Origin of the sequence: Lacibacter sediminis (genome assembly GCF_014168535.1) — a bacterium.
In the GTDB taxonomy this organism is placed as follows: Bacteria; Bacteroidota; Bacteroidia; order Chitinophagales; family Chitinophagaceae; genus Lacibacter; species Lacibacter sediminis.
Genome location: NZ_CP060007.1, coordinates 2,952,236 through 2,971,894 on the forward strand (window position 1 = coordinate 2,952,236; position 19,659 = coordinate 2,971,894).

Genomic DNA, 19,659 nt, shown 5'->3' on the forward strand with positions numbered 1-19,659 from the left:
TAAAAGTTCATCAAGTTAAATTAAACAATTATGCCGTAACCTTGTTTTACACCAACGGAATATAACACTTATGAACAGATACATTTTAAGCTTACTCCTTATCACGCTCTCCGCCTGTCCTGTTTTTGCGCAGAACAAAGGCATTATCGCCGGCACAGTAATCGACAAATCAACACAGCTTCCGCTTGATGCCGTTTCAGTAAAAGTTGAAAACACGGAATGGGGTTCGGTTACCGATTCATTGGGACGATTCCGTATCAGCAATATCGACCCTAAATCATACAATATTGTTTTCACAAAAGTTGGTTACAAGGCGTACACGATTTATAATATCGTTCTCACCTCCGGCAACGAAACCAGTGTTACGGTTGAACTGGAAGAAGAAATAAAATCTATTGGCGAAATAACGGTAACGGGGAAACGTACAGCCAAAGTGGCCACACTTGAAACACCGCTGAGTGTGCAACGATTAACTACTGAAGAGATCAAAGCAAACCCGGGCGGTAATTTCGATATCAGTCGTGTGATCAATACACTGCCCGGTGTTGGTGGAACGGCCGGAAGTGTGGGTGGCTTTCGCAATGACATTATTATTCGTGGTGGAGGGCCGGGTGAAAATGTGTTTTATTTAGATGGAATAGAAATACCTGTGATCAATCACTTTGCAACACAAGGTGCAGGCGGCGGACCAACAGGTATTCTGAATGTGAGTTTTATTGAAGATGTAAAACTCAGTTCTTCAGCGTTTGATGCCCGTTATGATAACGCACTCAGCAGTGTATTTGAATTCAAACAAAAAAGAGGAAATAGTAATCGTGTACAAGGGAATGTTCGCTTAAGTGCAACAGAACTCGCTGCAACATTAGAAGGGCCGCTCAGCAACAATAAGAAAACAACTTTTTTAGCCAGTGCACGCAGAAGTTATCTCCAGTTCTTATTCCAGGCACTGGATCTTCCTATCCGTCCAAACTATTGGGATTTTCAATACAAAGCCACACATCAGTTTGATAAGAAAACAACATTAACCGTTTTGGGCGTTGGTGCCATTGACGAATTCAGTTTTGCAGCACCATCAGAGGCTACACCAGAGAAATTATACATACTCAACAGTAACCCGAATATTAATCAATGGAATTATACAGTAGGTGCTGCGTTAAAGCGGAATATTAAAAACGGTTTTTGGAATCTTGCGATCAGTCGTAATGCATTCAACAATAACATTACCCGTTTTGAGGATAACCTCAACCCCACTCCTGCCAGGCAATCGTTAGATGTTACATCAAATGAAACAGAAAATAAACTACGTTTTGATGTAAACCAAACCTTGAATGGATGGAAGCTGAGTTATGGCGCTGTTTTACAAAACCCGCAATTCAGTAATGAAGGTTTTGCACGTATCCGTGCAGAAGTAAGAGATACATTAGGTAATCTTGTTCAACCTGAAGTGAAAGCCAATTTCAACACTTCAAAAAGTTTTGTAAAACTGGGTGGATTTGTACAGGCAGGCAAACGTTTCTTTGATGATCGTTTGGGTGTAAACGTTGGTGTTCGTGTTGATGGAAATACATTTACTGACGAAGGAATAAATCTGTTTCAAACATTTAGCCCACGTGTAGGATTAAGTTACGTGTTAAGCGATCAATGGACGGTGAATGCAAGTATAGGCCGTTATTACCGTTTGGCTCCTTATACTATTCTTGGTTTTCAGAATAATAACGGCAACTATGTAAACCGGGATGCAAAGTATCTGCGCAGCGATCATTATGTTGTGGGGTTTGAATACTTACCAAAGAATACGACACGCTTTACCATTGAAGGTTTCTACAAACAATATGGCAATATGCCGGTGAGTGTGCGTGATGGAATTAACCTTGCAAACAAGGGTGGCGATTTTAATATTTTAGGTAATGAAGATATTGTGAGCACAGGAAAAGGACGAACCTATGGTGTTGAGTTTTTTGCACAACAGAAATTAACGAAGCGATTTTATGGAGTATTCAGTTACACCTTATTCATCAGTCAATTTAGTGGTGTTGATGGAAAATATGTTGCAAGTGCATGGGATAACCGTCACCTGCTGAGTGTAACATGGGGTTATAAATTTCCACGTAACTGGGAACTTGGTTTAAAATTCCGTTACCAGGGCGGGGCTCCGTTTACTCCGTTTGATGAAACAGCAAGCCGACAAAACTATCTCAGCACAGGAGAAGGTATTTTGGATTATGCAAGGTTGAATCAAAATCGTTTAACCGCATTCAATTCAAGTGATGTGCGGATTGACAAGAAGTGGAATTTTAAACGATTAACATTGGATGTATTTCTGGATGTGAGTAACTGGTATGTAGCAAAGAGTCCGGCATTTCCGCAATACACATTTCAACGTACACCCAACAACAGCGGCTTTGCAACAACAAACGGAAAACCAATTGCATTTGATGGAAGTAATGCAATACCTGTTATACTGCAAAACAATGATCCGAGTGTAACACCAACGATTGGATTTATTATTGAGTTCTAATCTTAAATACAAAGTACGAGGTACGAAAGTAATTCAGTAAAGATTCAACTGAAGCACGCCAATTGTACCTCGTACTTCTTACTTCGTAGTTTTCTTCGCTTGCCATACCCGCACAGTTTGTATCACCACACTTGCTACGATCAACAGGATTCCCCAATAGAATCCTTTGCCTAAGTCTTTGTTTTCATTGTACAATAAAAAAGCAAGCAGAATGCCATACACAGGTTCAAGATTGTAAGTAAGATTAGCAGTAAACGGTGAAATCTTTTTCAATGCATTCACTGATAATTGAAAAGCAAGTACTGTACAGAACAATGCAAGCATCAACAACCAAAACCAATCGTTTAATGTTGGGATATATTTTGTAGCCGGAGAAAATTGTAAATAGAGCGGCAGCAATAAACTTAACATCAACCATCCCCCACCCAATTCATACAAGGTTAAGTTAGCAGCAGGTATATGTTGAATTAACCGCTTATTAAAAATGGGAAACAAAGCAGATAAAAATGCAGCGGCAACACCCAGCAGAATACCTGTTTTGTAATGCACATCAAAATGAAAGATGAGATAAATGCCGAGCAATACCAATAAACCCAATAATACTTCTACCAAATCCAATCTTCGTTGATGTAAAAGCGGTTCGAGGAACGCAGTGAAGGAACCTGTAGCAGCAAAGCACACCAAAGCGATCGATACGTTGGCATACTTTATACTTCCGTAAAAGAATACCCAATGCAAAGCAATGAGTGCTCCAATACCAATACATTGCAGTAAGTACTTCCGTTCAATACGGATCGATTGTTTGCGGATGAAGAAAATAAGTAGCAGCAATAATGATGAAAGCAACATCCTGTACCACACCAGCCAGCCTTCGTTCAACTCGATCAAACGGCCAAGCACACCTGTAAATCCTGCTAAGAAAACAGCAGCATGCAGTTGTAAAAAAGCTTTGGTAGTTGGATGCATTAATTAGAGAGATCAATGATTGCTTTGTGCAACCACATCATCAGATGAATATTTTGAGAGGGCCTCGCCTGTTTTCTTGATCTTTTGATGATAATCTTTGAATAGGCTTTGCCAACGCAGTTTCAATACACCAAGAATACCTTCCTTCACAATGCCTTTGTTCATCTTACTTGCACCAAGTTTACGATCAACAAAGGTGATCGGCACTTCTTTGATCTTGAACTTCAGTTTCCAGGTGGCAAACTTCATTTCGATCTGGAACGCATATCCAACAAAATGGATCTTATCAAGATTCAACGCTTCCAGTAATTCTTTTCTGTAACAAACAAAACCGGCAGTTGGGTCCATTACCGGCATCCATGTGATGAGTCGTGTATATAACGATGCGCCTTTTGAAAGTAAGATGCGTCTTTGCGGCCAGTTGGCAACAGCGCCGCCCTTTACATAACGGCTGCCAATGGCAAGATCAGCACCACCTGTTTTGCAGGCATCAACCAAACGTGAAAGATCAGCAGGATTATGACTGAAGTCGGCATCCATTTCGCAAATGAACTGATAGCCTTTTTCAATAGCCCATTTAAAGCCGTGAATATAAGCGGTACCCAATCCCAGTTTGCCTTTACGCTCTTCAATAAATAACTGATTGGGAAAAGAAGGCTGTAATTGCTTTACAATTTGCGCAGTACCATCAGGAGACCCGTCGTCGATCACCAACACATGAAAACCTTCATGTAACGTAAAAACGGCACGGATAATATTTTCGATATTTTCCTTTTCGTTGTATGTGGGTATGATGACGAGCTGTTCCAATCTGAATGTTTGCGTTGCAATTTAGTTGATTTCAAAAACCTTCAACAAAACTTCTTCCTGTAAAGAAACGTTTAGTTCTTCTTTAACAGGGTTCGGTTTAATATCTCCGTGAGCTTTTGTTTGGTATGCAGAGGAAAATCTCCTTTCATCATCCAATCATAATACTGAGGTTCCTGCTTTAATACCAATGTTACAGGCTTGCCTTTATGCTTACCGAAATTAAAAACCTCTACACCATTCTCCATTACAAACCTACGGGCAAAATCAACGATCTGATCTTCGCCTGTAAACTTTACAATGGCATCAACACTTGCACCCATTTGAGGATAACGTTTCACCTGTGCTTCTAACACTTCCCATGTTGCCAATGCATCTACTTCTGCACTGTGGGCACCGTCCAATACTTTATCGCAATAAAACTTATATGCTGCACTGAGTGTACGCTGTTCCATCATATGAAACACCCGTTGCACATCAAGCAAAGAGCGATCATTCAATTCAATATCCAACCCTGCACGCAGAAATTCTTCAACCAGCAACGGTATATCAAAACGGTTGGAATTATAACCTGCCAGATCGCAATTAGCCATGAACATTTTTATTTCATTAGCAGCCTGCTTAAAGGTTGGCGCATCTTTCACCATTTCATTGCTGATGCCATGTACTTCTGTTGAACCGGGAGGAATGGGCATTTCCGGGTTAATGAGCTTCCGCTTAACCTGGCGGCTGCCATCGGGCATAATTTTCACGATGGCAATTTCAACGATCCTGTCGCTGCTGATATTTATACCGGTAGTTTCAAGATCGATAACGGCTAGCGGACGGTTCAGTTGTAAACTCATATTATTATTACCGGGTTGGTTAGTGGCGTCGAAACCCATCGAAATCTGTTGGCTCATGAGCAAAAATAACTAAAACAAAGGCACCATCAGATACTGAAATACACTTACTGAGCGTTTAAATCATGTAATTTCGATGAATTTCTCAAAAACATGGTTATTTTTGCGGAACCAAAATCCGTTTAATTATGAAAAAAGTAATGATCTCTCTTCTCGTAGTTGCAATTGCAGCATTCGTATTCACTTCTTGCGCCAGCAGTAAGCGTGGCATAGGTTGTCCTACAAGCTCCAGTAACAAACCTTTTAGAGCTTAAGCTGTTATTACAGGAAACTAGTTTACATGAATTGGATCCCTTTACGTTCCATAGAAGACCTGGAACATGTCATTTATTTGTCGAAAGAAAAGCCACAGGTTATTTTCAAACACAGCACCCGTTGTAATATCAGTTCGGTTGCCAAGAATCGTTTGGAAAGAGCCGGGGCAGGTGAACTTCAGTTTCATTATCTCGATCTGATCTCCTATCGTCCTTTATCAAATTCTGTTGCTGAGCGTTTTGCTGTTGAACATGAATCACCACAAATACTGGTGATAAAGGATGGTAAATGCATATATAATGAAAGCCACATGGGTATTGATATGGACGAAATAAAAGATCAGCTTCAACTCAACTAATAAAGAAGGCCACCAATTCGGTGGCCTTTTACTTTAGGGTCATAATCAAACAAATGGTTCTACATAGCTATTATTTTCGAGGGAACTCCAATGCAGCATGTGCGGCTGCCAAACGGGCAATGGGCACACGGAACGGAGAACAACTCACATAGTTCATTCCAATTTTATGGCAGAAGATCACGCTTTCCGGATCGCCGCCATGCTCACCACAAATCCCAATTTTCAGATTTGGTTTGGTGATGCGTCCTCTTTCAACACCTATTTTAATTAACTCACCCACGCCACTCTGATCAATTGTCTGGAATGGATCGGATGGCAGTAATTTCAGATCAAGATATTTCGGCAAGAATCCGCCAATATCATCACGACTGAAACCAAAGCTCATCTGTGTAAGATCGTTTGTACCAAAGCTGAAGAAATCGGCTTCTTCTGCAAGACTGTTTGCTTTTAAAGCAGCACGTGGTATTTCAATCATCGAGCCATATAAATAAGGAATCTTCTTCACGTTCATTTTTTCACAGGTCTGTTTGTAAACCTCGTTCACAATTTCACGTTGGTGACGCAACTCATGCTTACCACACACCACAGGAATCATAATTTCAGGCATTGCTTTTTTGCCTTTGCGGATGAGTTCTACGGTTGCTTCAAATATGGCACGTATCTGCATCTCTGTAATTTCAGGATAGCTGATGCCTAAACGTACACCACGGTGACCAAGCATCGGGTTGTTTTCATGCAATGCCAACACTCTGCGTTTTAATACACTCATCCGAATACCCAACTCCCTACTCAACTCCTGGAGTTTTTCGGCATCATGCGGAACAAATTCATGTAATGGCGGATCAAGTAGACGGATCGTTACAGGATGTCCGTTCATTACTGCCAACGTATCCTTAATATCTTTTTTCACAAATACAAACAATGCATTCAATGCTTCACGGCGTTCCTTCTCTGTTTTGCTCACGATCATTTTTCGTAACAGGAATAACGGTTCTTCACTTCCTTCACCATAAAACATATGTTCGGTGCGGAACAAACCAATACCTTCTGCGCCAAACTTGAATGCTGTTGATGCATCTTCAGGTGTTTCAGCATTTGCACGTACACCTATCTGTTTGGTTTTATCAACCAGCTTCATCAAATCTTTGTAAGATTGATTTTTTTCGATATCAATATCAACCAATGCCATGCTGCCTTCATACACCAAACCTTTGGTACCATTCAAACTGATCCAATCGCCCTCTTTAATGATCACATCATTTTTTGCATGAAAGACTTTTGTGTTGCTGTGAATTTCAATATCGCCACAACCAACAATACAGCATTTACCCCAGCCACGTGCCACGAGTGCAGCGTGTGATGTCATACCACCTTTTGTTGTAAGGATCGCTTGTGCTTTATGCATACCATCCACATCTTCGGGTGAAGTTTCTTCACGCACTAAAATCACTTTTTCACCACGTGAAGCCCACTCAACCGCATCTTCTGATGTAAACACAACACGACCTTTTGCTCCACCCGGACCAGCCGGTAAACCTTTTGCAATAACCGGTTGAATCAATTCCACTTTTGGATCGAGCATAGGCAACAACAATTCAACCAATTGATTCGGACTTACACGAAGTATAGCTGTTCTCGCATCAATCAATTTTGATTTATACATATCCATTGCCATGCGCACAGCTGCAATACCATTTCGCTTTCCAACACGGCATTGCAACATATAGAGCGTTCCGTTTTCAATCGTAAATTCAATATCCTGCATGTCTTTGTAATGTTTCTCCAAACGTTGTTGATAACCATCCAATTCTTTGTATAGAGACGGCATCAGTTTTTCAAGCGTAGTAAACTGTTCGCTCTGTGCATTCTTTGAATATTCATTTACAGGTGCAGGAGTTCTTATACCTGCTACCACATCTTCACCTTGTGCATTCACTAAGTATTCACCATAGAAATAATTTTCGCCATTACCAGGGTTGCGTGTAAAGGCAACACCCGTTGCACTTTTATCGCCCATGTTACCAAACACCATGGCTTGCACATTTACTGCAGTTCCCCATTCGTCAGGAATTTTTTCAATACGGCGATATTCAATGGCACGTTTGCCCATCCAGCTGCTGAACACAGCACCAACACTACCCCATAATTGTTCGTATGGATCTTCAGGAAATGGTTTGCCCAATACTTTTATAACGGTTGCTTTAAAATCCTTCACCAGTTTTTTTAATTCATCCACTGTAAGATCAGTATCGAACTTGTATCCTTTTGTATGTTTTACTTTCTCCAGTTTTTCATCTAATACTTTTCGGATGCCTTTACCACCCTTTGGTTCTGCGCCTCCTGCTTTTTCCATCACCACATCAGCATACATCATAATTAAACGGCGGTATGCATCATAAGCAAAACGTGCATCGCCACTCTGTTCAATAATTCCTTTGATCGTATTTTCATTCAAACCAACATTCAATACTGTTTCCATCATACCGGGCATACTGCGTCTTGCACCTGAACGTACAGAAACAAGCAGAGGATTTTTTAAGTCACCGAATTTCTTGCCGGTGAGTTTTTCCATTTTGGCCAATGCTTCCTGCACCTGTTGATTCAATACTTTCGGATACGTTTTTTTATTGCCATAATAGTAAGTACACACTTCTGTCGTTACCGTAAAACCCGGGGGAACGGGCAAACGAAGATTGGGGTGCCCGGCCATTTCAGCCAGGTTTGCTCCTTTTCCACCTAACAGGTTTTTCATTGATTCATTACCATCGGCCTTGCCGCCGCCGAAGGAATAAACATACTTGATTGGTTTTTTAACTGTTGCCATGATTGAAGATTTTTAATGACAGGAAGAAGAGCGTAAGAAATTTGCAATCGCTTTGTCCCTTTATGTTATTTGTTTTATTTCGAAAGTAAAAGTAGACGGGTGCCATGGGCCAAAGAATGACTGTTCGCAAGAAAAAAACTTACCACCGTCAGCCGACAGTTCATATTTTGTACTTATAGATGACCATTATTAGGAAGCAGGAATTTGGAATTAGGATTTGGATTTTCTCCTTTTCTATTGACAATACAGTTTAATTTGCCTAGCTTTCTTATTCTTCCGCACAATGTGAACCATATTTTGGTCTACCCCTTCTCTTTTCACATTTAAAACAAACCGAACATGAAACGATTTCTTGTTGGAATGATGTCATTCCTTTTGCTTGCAGCCTGCAACAATCCTAAACCAGAAGAAACTGCCGAAACTACTCCTGCTGCCACCGACAGCAAACCCCAACCTGCTGAATTTGCTGATCCCAAATACACAGAGATCGGTAAAAGCGGATTAGCCAGCATGTCTTCAGGCGATGTTGACGGATGGTCTTCCAATTGGGCCGATAATATTGTGTGGCAATGGAACAATGGTGATAGCGTAGTTGGAAAGGCGGCTGTAGTTAAATACTGGAAAGACAGAAGAGGAAGTATGATTGATTCCATCAGCTTCAGCAACTATATCTGGCTGCCACTTAAAGTAAACCAGCCACAATCAACAGAACAGGCAGGCATATGGTTACTCAGCTGGTATGCCGTTAATGCGAAATATAAAACCGGCAAACGCATGATGCAATGGATACACACCGCCCAGCATTTTGATGCCAATGATAAAATTGACCGTGTCGTACAATACCTCGATCGTGTGCCTATTAATGCAGCGATGGCTAAATAAGTTTTCTCATGCTTGATAGTTAGAGTCCGGAGGCTTGCTTCCGGGCTTTTTATTTGCCCCTGTTAAAAAATGACAAGCGGAAACAATTCTGTTTAATTAGTTGCTTTCTTTGAACCACAAAAAACAATCATCAACATGCATAAGGTTTTTCTTATCGGTACTTTATTGTTTACAACTGCCGCCTCAGCTCAACAGAAAATTGATTTCGAAACTTATAATCCCCCTTCCACGCTGGTGGTGCCACAGCATCCCGTAACAAAATCGAAATTCCCTTTTATTGATGTACACAATCACCAGTTTCAGATGACAACAATGGATCTGAACAAACTCACGGTTGAAATGGATAAACTCAACATGCGTGTGATGGTGAACCTGAGTGGTGGCAGTGGCGATAACATTACAAAAGCAGTTGCGAATGCGAAAACGAATAAACCCGGAAGGTTTATTGTTTTTGCTAATGTTGATTTTAAAGGTGTAGGTGAAGCCGGATGGGGCGAAAAAGCTGCAAAGCAATTGGAAGATGATGTAAAGAATGGAGCAAATGGTTTGAAGATCTATAAGAGTCTTGGTTTTAGTGTAAAAGATATTAATGGCAATCGTGTTCCGGTTGATGATGCAAGACTTGATGCAGTTTGGAAAAAAGCAGGTGAATTAAAAATACCTGTGATCATTCATACGGCCGATCCGAAATCGTTTTGGGATCCGCTGGATAATACCAATGAACGCTGGCTGGAGTTGATCATTAATCCAAACAGGAAACGTGGTGCAGATAATCCTGTGCCATGGGAAACATTAATTAATGAGCAACATAACTTATTCAGAAAACATAAGAACACCACCTTCATTGCTGCGCATTTTGGCTGGTACCCCAACGATCTTCAAAAGCTCAGTAGTATTCTTGATGCAATGCCGAATGTGGTAGTTGAGTTTGGAGCTGTGATCGCAGAGATCGGCCGGCAACCAAAAATGGCAAAAGCTTTCTTTACCAAATACCAGGATCGTATTCTGTTTGGGAAAGACAGTTGGGTACCTTCTGAATATGCAACTTACTTCCGTGTGCTTGAAACAGAAGATGAATATTTTCCTTACCATAAAAAGTATCATGCATTCTGGCCAATGTATGGTATGGGTTTGCCTGATGCTATTTTAAAGAAAGTGTATTATAAAAATGCTTTGCGCATTATACCTAATATTGATAAAAGTGGTTGGCCGGAGTAAGTTTTAAAATATTGCAAAGCAAATCAGATATAAAGCAAAAAAACTTTTCAAACAACTAAGAAAAGTTTCGTTTAATAAGATTTATTGTGGCTTCTGGTTGCTAAAGACAGGTTTAACTTATTTAAAAGACTACTATAATTTAAAAGCTCCTCTTAGTACCATCATTTTTTATCATTTTAATCAGTCTACTGTCAAATGTTTGATGGTTAGGGCATTCCGTGCAGCATTATTTAAACATAAAGTATCTATACTGTTACCGTTCATCCAATCTTGTTTTCTGAATAAGCAAAAGAGAATAAATTGCAAGAACTGCTTTCCGTATAGATTATAGCTTCCTGAAACTCCCCTACAATTATTATTTTTTTTTTAAACCAAAATGAGTATGAGAAAATTTGTATGCATGCTATTGGCGTTGCTATTACTGCAAGCGCAACTTTGGGCACAATCCAAGACAATTTCAGGAAAAGTGACTGACGACTCAGGAGCTCCAATTGCAAACGTAAGTGTGCAGGTAAAGGGCTCTAATGTAGGTACAGTGACAAAAGAAGATGGTACTTATTCTTTATCCGTTTCCAACACAGCCAAAACCCTTATTTTTTCAGGAGTAGGCTTGGAAACAGTTGAAGTACCAATCGGCTCAAAATCGATTATCAACCCTACTCTTCGTCAGAGCGAAAAATCACTTGAAGAAGTAGTTGTTGTGGGCTATCAAACAGTGAGAAAACGAGATGTGGCTTCTGCTGTATCAAAAATTGGAGCTGCTGAAATTGACAACCTCCCCATGCCAAACTTTGCTCAGGCTATGCAGGGCCGTGCAGCCGGGGTTATTGTTGCAGCTGCCAACGGTGTGCCGGGTGGATCATTAAGTGTTATAATACGTGGCGTTGGTTCTATTTCCGCAGGTACGACTCCTCTGTATGTTGTTGATGGTATTCAACTAAACACAGGTACCGGTTCAATTAACACACAAAACAATCCGCTTAACTTTTTAAATCCAGATGATATTGAATCAATCGAGATTTTAAAAGATGCTGCTGCTGCCTCCATTTACGGGGCTCGTGCTGCAAATGGCGTTGTGATTGTAACAACAAAAAAGGGTAAATCAGGTAAACCTAAATTTACTTTCAATGTATACCAAGGGCAATCTTCTCCTCTGCAAATGGTAGAGTCGCTTAACTCACAACAATGGTTTCAGTTAAGAACAGAAGCATTGACTTATGCAAACCCTGCCTCAACAGCAGCGTCAATCCGGAATACGGTATTAAGTAATATGGGCTTGCCAACTACTACAAGTCAAGGCAAAGTTGATAGTTTGCCGACTTATGATTGGCAAAAGGAAACTTTTGGAAAAGGATCGATCTTCAATGCAGAGTTGTCAATGCAAGGCGGTTCACAAAACATAAATTATTATGTGTCCGGATCGTATTCAAAACAGAAAGCTTTTATTGCCCCAACCGATTTCCAACGTGGAGCCTTACTTACAAAGGTGAGCTTCAAAATCAATGAAAAGTTTACGCTTGATAATTCAATCAGCTTAAGTACTTTTTGGCAGAATGCTCCTTATAGTATTGGTAACACTGGCTTTGGTAACCCCGCCTATGCATCAGCAATGATTTTACCAAATAATCCAATTTATAATCCTGATGGCACGTATTATGGGCTTCCGGGTTCTGGTCAAAACATGGCAGGCACATTCAACCACAACGTAGTTGCAGTTGGCGATTACGTAAAATATAATACAAGAACCAACCAGTTAATCGGAAGCTTGGCATTAACCTATAAAGTATTGCCAGATCTTACATTAAAAACATTAGTTGGTCTTGATTATCGCTCAACACAGGATCAACGTTACCAGGATCCTCGTGTTAACGATGGTTTTGGTGTAAGCGGTCGTTTATCAAATCAAGTTGACTGGAATACAAACTTCATCTCGACAACAACGGCTAATTATCGTAAAACTATTGCGGCTGATCATGACATTAATCTATTAGGTGGTGTTGAATTTAGAAGAGATCAGAATCAATGGTTTCAGGCAGATGGGCAAGGTTTCCCGACATACTTGTTGCAATATATGAGTGCCGCTTCAACCCCAGTAGCCGTATCGGGTCAATGGACTGCAAGCGCCACCTTCTCCCAATTTGCTAAAGTTGGTTATTCTTATCTTGGTAAATACATTTTCAACTACACCGTTCGTCGTGATGGATCGAGCCGATTCGGTTTAAATAACAAATACGGCATTTTCCAATCAGCACAAGTTGCCTGGAATGCAAAAGATGAAGTATTTCTAAAGAATGTAGATGAAATTTCAGAATTAAAAATCCGTTATTCATTTGGTCAGGCAGGTAATGATCAAATAGGAAACGTTTTGTATGCACAGCTGTACGGCGCCACAAGATTGTATGGCAATAGCTCAGGTATATTCCCAAGCCAATTAGGAAACCCCGATCTTAGCTGGGAAACACGTGAAGAGCATAACATAGGACTTGATTTAGGCTTATTTAAAAACAGAGTGTTGTTGACAGCAGATGCATACAAAAGAACAAATAAAGACCTCCTTCTTGCACGCTCACTTTATAACACAACCGGCTTTAGCAGTATAACGCAAAATCTTGGTCAGGTTGAAAATGAAGGTTTGGAATTATTATTAAGTGTTAAACCATTTGATGGTAAATTCAAATGGACGTCTTCTTTTAACATCGCTTTTCAAAGAAATAAAGTAAAAGAATTGTATGATGGCTTGCAAGCTTTACCCGGAGATGCATCTATACGTGTAGGCTCGCCACTTGGTTCTTTCTTTGTTGCGGAATGGGCAGGTGTTAATCCTGCAACCGGACGTGGTATGTGGTATGATATTAACGGGAATATTACGTACAACCCAACTGCAGCTGACAGGAAAATTGTTGGAAACATTTACCCAAGCAAGTTTGGCGGATGGAACAACACTCTATCTTATAAAGGATTTTCATTGGATGTATTTTTCCAATATGAATATGGCCGTATAAGACAAGATGGTCAATATACGCAAATGATGCGTATGGCCGGAGCTACAGTAAATACATTGCTTTATGGCTACAACACACGTTGGCAAAAACCTGGCGATGTTGTTCCAACACCAAGACCATTTAATGGCCTTGCAGATTTCAACAGTGTTGGTTGGGGAACTGGTACACGTTACCTCTTTAAAACAGATTATATAAGATTAAAACAGCTCACATTAGGTTACGATATTACTTCAGAGTTGGCTAAAAGAATGAAGATAGATGGTGCGAGAGTATATGTACAAGGCATTAACCTCTGGACATATACAAAATGGCCAAGTTATGACCCTGAATTTACGGGCGATAATTTCGGTATCATTCCACAATCGAAAAACATCACTGTTGGTTTACAGGTTCGTCTTTAATCTTATCGAAAAATAGAATCATTATGAAAAAAAATAGTTTCAAATTATATCTGGTTTGCATTCTTGCAGGAGTGATTGCACTTAGTTCCTGTAAAAAGCAACTTGACATACCATCCCGCAACTCGCTGGATGCATCAATTGCATTAAATACAAGAGCTGGTATTGAAGCAGCTCTCAATTCAGTATACTCAGTACTTAAACGGGAATCTCATTACGGAAGAGATCTGTTTTCTGTAACAGAAGCAATGGCCGATGTTGCCTTTGCAAATGGACGATCTTCAAGATTGCTTGGTGAAAATCGTAATCAATCACTTGCTAATGTGAACATATGGGGTGGTTCTTACGGAGCAATCAATGAAATTAATCTCACCCTTGCTGCTGCTCAAAATGTTGGTGATGCAACTGCGGCTGATAAAACAAGATGGGAAGGTGAATTCAAATTTCTACGTGCACTTTACTATTTTGATCTTGTAAAAAACTATGCTTATATCCCAACTTTTACTGTGCCTGCACAGGACAAAGGCGGTGTGGTATTAACACTGGAAGGCTTTAATTCTGCTGCTGACGCTGCTGCATTTCGCCCATCAAGAGCAACTACCGCCGCTGTATATGCACAAATTATGACTGATCTGTACCAGTCAATGACGGCTTTGTCAAATAGCAATCGTGGCCGCAACTATGCAAGTAAACATGCGGCATTGGCTTTAGGATCAAGAGTTGCTCTTTACCAAGGCAACTGGGCAAAGGCTGATTCTTTTGCTACAGCGGCAATTACATTGTCTGGTGGTATTGGCGCTATGACGAATACTAGCAACTACGTAAGTGGATGGAGAGCTGCAGATCATCCTGAAGGAATTTTTCAGGTATGGTATGCAACATTAGCAGAAAATTTAGGTGTTAATACATCACTTGCTGCCACACATACTACACTTGCCGCACCAGGTGCTTCGGCAAGTCCAAGACAAGGTCAGGGTGATTTGGTTCCTAATGGATTCTTATTAACTCAACTTGGTATTTCTGGCTTCCCATCAAATCTTGCTCAATCACCACCTCTTCCTGCTTTAACGTATAGTGGTGATATCAGAAATAAGTTATTCGAATGGGGTGTTAATGCTGCAGGCCATTATGTAGAGTGTACTAAATGGTTAGGCAAAAACGGCGGACCTAATTGGGATAATAGTGTAATCTTACGTTGGCCGGAATTATATCTTAATCGTGCAGAAGCAAGATACCGTTTAAATAATGAAGCTGGTGCGTGGGCTGATTTGAATGTTATTCGCACAGCACGTATTGTAGGGTTTACCGTACCAGGCGTTCAGGACCTAACCGGCCAGGCTTTATTGGATGAAATATTAAAGCAACGTATGCTTGAGTTTGCATTTGAAGGGCATCGCTTTTATGATCTGAAAAGAAATGGTTTAGAAATCGTAAAAGTAAATCCTGCTGTTAACTTACCAGCTACAGACTTCAGACTTCTTCCCAGAATTCCTGTTGGTGAAATTGATGGCAATCCGAATATGCAACAGAATTTTAATTATTAATAAAGCATAAGAAAATATGAAACGAAGCATAAATTTTTTAACAGGCAGTCTATTAATGGCGATCCTGTTTACCTCCTGTATTAAAGAGGATGTGAAATCATTTCAAGGGAAAACGGTGCTTGAGTTTGATGCAACTGTTTTGAACTCCGCCACTACACCTTATACGTATCACGTTGCAACAAGAACCCCTCCGTTTGGTATTCCCACCACAACGGCCAACTCTACTGCAATAAGCAGAACACTTACCACACCAGTTCGCCTGAGGGTAAATCTTGTGGGCGCACAAAGAAGCAGTGATGAAGTGATAACATTCAAAGTATTAACTGATGTTACACCAGCTTCACCCAATCTGCTCGCCGTAGCTGGAACACATTATAATATTACAGGTACAACATTTACAATTCCTGCGAACAGCAGCTTTGGTGAAGTTGTGATTAATATTGTAAACCCAGGCACAAGCAGCACAAGTCCACGAGAAGTGCATGTTGAGCTTGTTGGGAATGACAATGTGAAACCAAGCGAAAACTACAAACGTGTTGGTATAAGAATTGCTCAAAACTGAGTGGTTAACTAGACAACATAAAAAAGGCCGTTCAAATGAACGGTCTTTTTTTATAGTTATACTTTAAACTCATCTGTAAAATGATAAAAAGCCACCAATTAAATTGATGGCCCTGGCTCTCCTCGAGCCCAGATTATTCTTATGGAGAAGCCCGGTTACCCGATAATAACCGATGGCGTCCATGATTGATCTGTAGATTTCATGAATACCTCCTTTTCTTTGATGAAGATTAAATTTAAGAAATTGCGTTGATGAGAAAAGAATTGTTTAACTATTTATTTGAGATCATTTTTTTTAAGCAAGAACAGAGTTGCATGTTCATTGACCGCCCCATCATCAGCTACAGCATAGATGCAAAGGCGTTAACATCTGAACCTTTAAAGAGAAAATGCTGATATCGATTCTTGAGATGCTTATTTTTACTGCATGCAACATTTCCCGGGATTTATTGAAGACAAAGAAAAGGAATGGCAAACTGCAGGCGAAGGTATCCGTCGCAAGATAGTTGCCTATGATCCATCTGTTATGCTGGTAATAGTAGATTTTGAACAAGGCGCCGTTGGTACGTTACATAAACATGAGCATGTACAGATCACTCATATTGAAAGCGGCGTGTTTGAAGTAGAGATCGCCGGTGAAAAGAAAGTACTCAAGGCCGGTGATGGCTTTCACATATTATCTAATGTAGAGCATGGCGTTGTTTGTTTGGAAAAAGGTGTACTCATTGATGTGTTCAGCCCCATGCGGGAAGATTTTCTACCGTAACAACAGTACAGCAAACCGACAACTACAATTTCACAAATGGAAGGAACGATCAGAGCTAATATCAAACCAGGCATGCAAGTGCTCATCATCTTAAAGAAAGATCAACGTACGGGTAATCTTACAGAAGGCTTTGTAAAGGATTTACTCACGAGTGCACCTAAGCATCATCGTGGTATTAAAGTCCGCTTGCAGGATGGGCAAATTGGCCGGGTGCAAAAAATCATACAGGACGAAGATTGATTGTAAAAAACTGACTGCAAATAAATATCCGGCAGAAAATTATTCATGCCGGATATTTGCAAACAATTGCGGGCTGCAAATTATTTTTTCTTTTTCAATGCTTTGATCATCTCCGGTGTTGCTTCTTCAAAACTGATAGCATAACCACCTCCTGCTGCAACCCATTGTTTCAGTTTTGATTTATTTGTTACAACTATTTTCTTAATCGTGTATGCCTGTGGTTTTGTTTTATAATGTGCATCGGCAGCATCTGCATACACTTTAGCAATGTAGTTCTTACCATTCTCTAGAAAATCAAACGAAATGTTCGATGTGCGTGCTTCCTCACCTCCTACACTACCCAAAAACCATTTCCCGGTTTTCTTTGCCTTGCGTGCAACAGTGATGTATGCACCGGGTTCTGCTTCGAGATATTTGCTATCGTCCCAATCAACCGCAACATCTTTGATGAATTGAAACGCATCGGGAAAACGCATATAATTTTCCGGCAAATCAGCAGCCATTTGTAATGGACTGTACATCGTTAAATACAATGCGAGCTGATTCGTAAGTGTGCTGTTTACATGCGAATTATTACCGGGATTTAATTTACTGATGTCCATTTCAAATACACCGGGTGTATAATCCATTGGCCCACCCATTAAACGTGTAAATGGCAACACCGCCACATGATTAGGTTTTGAACCACCAAATGCCTGGAACTCGGTACCACGTGCCGATTCATTACCAATAAGGTTAGGCCATGTGCGTGCAATACCTGTTGGTCGCACTGCTTCGTGCGCATTTACCATGATCTGGTATTGTGCAGCTTTCTCAAGTGCGTATTGATAATGATTAATGATCCACTGACTATAGTGATGTTCCCCTCTTGGTAAAATATTTCCAACATAACCACTTTTCACTGCATCATATCCATTTGCTTTCATGAATTTATAAGCTGTATCCATATGTCGTTCGTAGTTACGAACAGAGGAAGATGATTCGTGATGCATGATCATCTTCACGCCTTTTGATTTTGCATATTCACGAATACCCACTACATCAAAATCAGGATAAGGTGTTACAAAATCAAATACATAATCTTTTGATTGACCAAACCAATCTTCCCAACCAACATTCCAGCCTTCTACCAGCACGCCATCAAAACCATGTTGTGCTGCAAAATCAATTAATTCTTTTACGTGTGACGTGGTTGCTCCATGCCGGCCATGTGGTTTTGCTTTACTGAAATCGCTTACCCCTAATTGTACAGCCGGAAAATCATCCGTATAAGACCATGCACTTTTACCAGTGATCATCTCCCACCAAACACCCACATACTTCACAGGTTTGATCCAGGAGGTTTCTTTGATCTTACTTGGTTCGTTGAGATTGTAAATTATTTTTGATGCAAGTACTTCCCGTGCATCGTCACTTACAATAACAGTGCGCCACGGTGATGTAGATGGTGTTTGCATATAGCCTTTATCACCAACAGCATCGGGTGTAAGCCAGCTTTCAAACACATTGGTTTTATCATCAAGATTCAGATGCATGCAGGAATAGTTAATGAGTGCTGCTTCGTGCAGGTTGATGTACAAGCCATCATCACTCTTCATCATCAAAGCTGTTTGTACACCTGTTGGTGAAAAAGGTGTTTGTGATGCATTGCTTGAAATAGATCCTTTCATCAATCCACGTATTTCTGATAAACGTGAACGGGTATAATCGTATTCCTGCGTATCATAATCGCCGGCGATCCACCATGCAGTATGATTGCCTGTCATGGCAAACTGACTATGCTCTTCTTTAATAACGAAATAATTAAAATTCTTTTGCGCTGGGAATTCATACCGGAAACCCAATCCATCATTGAACAAACGGAAACGGATAACAAGCTGACGGTTGGTTTCTTTCTGTTGTAAGGTAACCGCAAGTTCGTTGTAGTTGTTACGGATATTACTTACTTCACCCCAAACAGGTTGCCATGTTTCATCAACTGTATTTGTTTGGGTTGTTGTAATGACGAAATCATTGCGCAATGATTTTTTGTCATTTTTCAATTCGAGTCCCAGTTTACTTGGCAAGATCACTGCTTTGCCTTTGTAGGAAAGCCGGTACTCCGGCGTGCCTGCACTGTTCAAACTAAATTGTAATTGTAACTGACTGTTGGGAGAGCGAAGTTCCTGTGCAAACGAAAATACACACAGGAACAGCCATGCTGCGATACAGCTGATTCTTTGTTTCATAATCAATAGTTGTTAAGAGTCGGGCGTAAAGGTAAATGTTTGCATCAGTAATCGGCAACGGCAACAACTGATAGAAATGAAGATTTTCTCCCTGCTTAACTGATTCTCATCATTGAAAACGTTTGCGGTAGTGCAAAAAAATCGGGCACAAACTTGCGTTCATGCCCGACTAACTGTAAACTATTAACTA

General features: G+C 40.4%; 14 protein-coding genes. 9 read left to right on the forward strand and 5 right to left on the reverse strand.

Annotated features, from left to right (window positions below):
- Positions 1–70: 70 nt before the first annotated feature.
- Positions 71–2,518, forward strand: coding sequence for a TonB-dependent receptor (locus tag H4075_RS12485; RefSeq protein WP_182801174.1), 2,448 nt, complete (start codon positions 71–73; stop codon positions 2,516–2,518).
- 78 nt (positions 2,519–2,596) lie between these two features.
- Here the strand turns inward: H4075_RS12485 and H4075_RS12490 are convergent, their stop codons facing one another.
- The 3 genes from H4075_RS12490 to H4075_RS12500 all read right to left on the reverse strand — a co-directional run bounded on the left by H4075_RS12490 (position 2,597) and on the right by H4075_RS12500 (position 5,193).
- A complete protein-coding gene (locus tag H4075_RS12490) occupies positions 2,597–3,484 on the reverse strand; it encodes a DMT family transporter (protein WP_182801175.1) in 888 nt (295 codons plus the stop codon).
- Positions 3,485–3,496: 12 nt separating this feature from the next.
- Complete coding sequence (locus H4075_RS12495; RefSeq protein WP_182801176.1) at positions 3,497–4,294, reverse strand: polyprenol monophosphomannose synthase; 798 nt, start codon at positions 4,292–4,294, stop codon at positions 3,497–3,499.
- Between the two features lie 71 nt (positions 4,295–4,365).
- The gene (locus H4075_RS12500) at positions 4,366–5,193 is read right to left on the reverse strand and encodes a 3'-5' exonuclease (RefSeq protein ID WP_255460186.1); all 828 of its coding nucleotides are present in this window, start codon (positions 5,191–5,193) and stop codon (positions 4,366–4,368) included.
- 280 nt (positions 5,194–5,473) lie between these two features.
- Between H4075_RS12500 and ytxJ the strand changes: the two genes are divergently transcribed.
- On the forward strand, positions 5,474–5,806 hold the full coding sequence (gene ytxJ, locus H4075_RS12505; protein ID WP_182801177.1) for a bacillithiol system redox-active protein YtxJ: 333 nt from the start codon (positions 5,474–5,476) through the stop codon (positions 5,804–5,806).
- Positions 5,807–5,876: 70 nt separating this feature from the next.
- On the opposite strand, the gene ppdK is transcribed toward ytxJ, so the two are convergent.
- Positions 5,877–8,630, reverse strand: a complete 2,754-nt coding sequence (gene ppdK / locus H4075_RS12510) for a pyruvate, phosphate dikinase (protein WP_182801178.1) — start codon at positions 8,628–8,630, stop codon at positions 5,877–5,879.
- A 339-nt stretch (positions 8,631–8,969) separates the two neighbouring features.
- On the opposite strand from ppdK, the gene H4075_RS12515 reads away from it, so the two are divergent.
- From H4075_RS12515 to H4075_RS12545, 7 genes are all read left to right on the forward strand, one after another.
- Positions 8,970–9,512: a nuclear transport factor 2 family protein gene (locus tag H4075_RS12515; protein WP_182801179.1), complete on the forward strand. Its 543-nt coding sequence runs from the start codon at positions 8,970–8,972 to the stop codon at positions 9,510–9,512.
- 135 nt (positions 9,513–9,647) lie between these two features.
- Complete coding sequence (locus tag H4075_RS12520; protein WP_182801180.1) at positions 9,648–10,730, forward strand: amidohydrolase family protein; 1,083 nt, start codon at positions 9,648–9,650, stop codon at positions 10,728–10,730.
- 382 nt (positions 10,731–11,112) lie between these two features.
- Complete coding sequence (locus H4075_RS12525) at positions 11,113–14,133, forward strand: SusC/RagA family TonB-linked outer membrane protein (protein ID WP_182801181.1); 3,021 nt, start codon at positions 11,113–11,115, stop codon at positions 14,131–14,133.
- 23 nt (positions 14,134–14,156) lie between these two features.
- On the forward strand, positions 14,157–15,674 hold the full coding sequence (locus H4075_RS12530) for a RagB/SusD family nutrient uptake outer membrane protein (protein ID WP_182801182.1): 1,518 nt from the start codon (positions 14,157–14,159) through the stop codon (positions 15,672–15,674).
- A 16-nt stretch (positions 15,675–15,690) separates the two neighbouring features.
- On the forward strand, positions 15,691–16,236 hold the full coding sequence (locus H4075_RS12535) for a hypothetical protein (RefSeq protein WP_182801183.1): 546 nt from the start codon (positions 15,691–15,693) through the stop codon (positions 16,234–16,236).
- A gap of 426 nt (positions 16,237–16,662) precedes the next feature.
- A complete protein-coding gene (locus H4075_RS12540) occupies positions 16,663–17,001 on the forward strand; it encodes a cupin domain-containing protein (protein ID WP_182801184.1) in 339 nt (112 codons plus the stop codon).
- A gap of 36 nt (positions 17,002–17,037) precedes the next feature.
- The gene (locus H4075_RS12545; protein ID WP_182801185.1) at positions 17,038–17,241 is read left to right on the forward strand and encodes a YwbE family protein; all 204 of its coding nucleotides are present in this window, start codon (positions 17,038–17,040) and stop codon (positions 17,239–17,241) included.
- 80 nt (positions 17,242–17,321) lie between these two features.
- Here the strand turns inward: H4075_RS12545 and H4075_RS12550 are convergent, their stop codons facing one another.
- Complete coding sequence (locus H4075_RS12550; protein ID WP_182801186.1) at positions 17,322–19,469, reverse strand: glycoside hydrolase family 97 protein; 2,148 nt, start codon at positions 19,467–19,469, stop codon at positions 17,322–17,324.
- Positions 19,470–19,659 lie beyond the last annotated feature (190 nt).

Excerpts from the sequence above, each read along its gene's own strand:
- H4075_RS12485 (WP_182801174.1), top strand. The coding sequence starts at position 71 with ATGAACAGATACATTTTAAGCTTACTCCTTATCACGCTCTCCGCCTGT.
- H4075_RS12490 (WP_182801175.1), bottom strand. The coding sequence starts at position 3,484 with ATGCATCCAACTACCAAAGCTTTTTTACAACTGCATGCTGCTGTTTTC.
- H4075_RS12500 (WP_255460186.1), bottom strand. The coding sequence starts at position 5,193 with ATGAGCCAACAGATTTCGATGGGTTTCGACGCCACTAACCAACCCGGT.
- ytxJ (WP_182801177.1), top strand. The coding sequence starts at position 5,474 with ATGAATTGGATCCCTTTACGTTCCATAGAAGACCTGGAACATGTCATT.
- ppdK (WP_182801178.1), bottom strand. The coding sequence starts at position 8,630 with ATGGCAACAGTTAAAAAACCAATCAAGTATGTTTATTCCTTCGGCGGC.
- H4075_RS12515 (WP_182801179.1), top strand. The coding sequence starts at position 8,970 with ATGAAACGATTTCTTGTTGGAATGATGTCATTCCTTTTGCTTGCAGCC.
- H4075_RS12520 (WP_182801180.1), top strand. The coding sequence starts at position 9,648 with ATGCATAAGGTTTTTCTTATCGGTACTTTATTGTTTACAACTGCCGCC.
- H4075_RS12525 (WP_182801181.1), top strand. The coding sequence starts at position 11,113 with ATGAGAAAATTTGTATGCATGCTATTGGCGTTGCTATTACTGCAAGCG.
- H4075_RS12530 (WP_182801182.1), top strand. The coding sequence starts at position 14,157 with ATGAAAAAAAATAGTTTCAAATTATATCTGGTTTGCATTCTTGCAGGA.
- H4075_RS12535 (WP_182801183.1), top strand. The coding sequence starts at position 15,691 with ATGAAACGAAGCATAAATTTTTTAACAGGCAGTCTATTAATGGCGATC.
- H4075_RS12540 (WP_182801184.1), top strand. The coding sequence starts at position 16,663 with ATGCAACATTTCCCGGGATTTATTGAAGACAAAGAAAAGGAATGGCAA.
- H4075_RS12545 (WP_182801185.1), top strand. The coding sequence starts at position 17,038 with ATGGAAGGAACGATCAGAGCTAATATCAAACCAGGCATGCAAGTGCTC.
- H4075_RS12550 (WP_182801186.1), bottom strand. The coding sequence starts at position 19,469 with ATGAAACAAAGAATCAGCTGTATCGCAGCATGGCTGTTCCTGTGTGTA.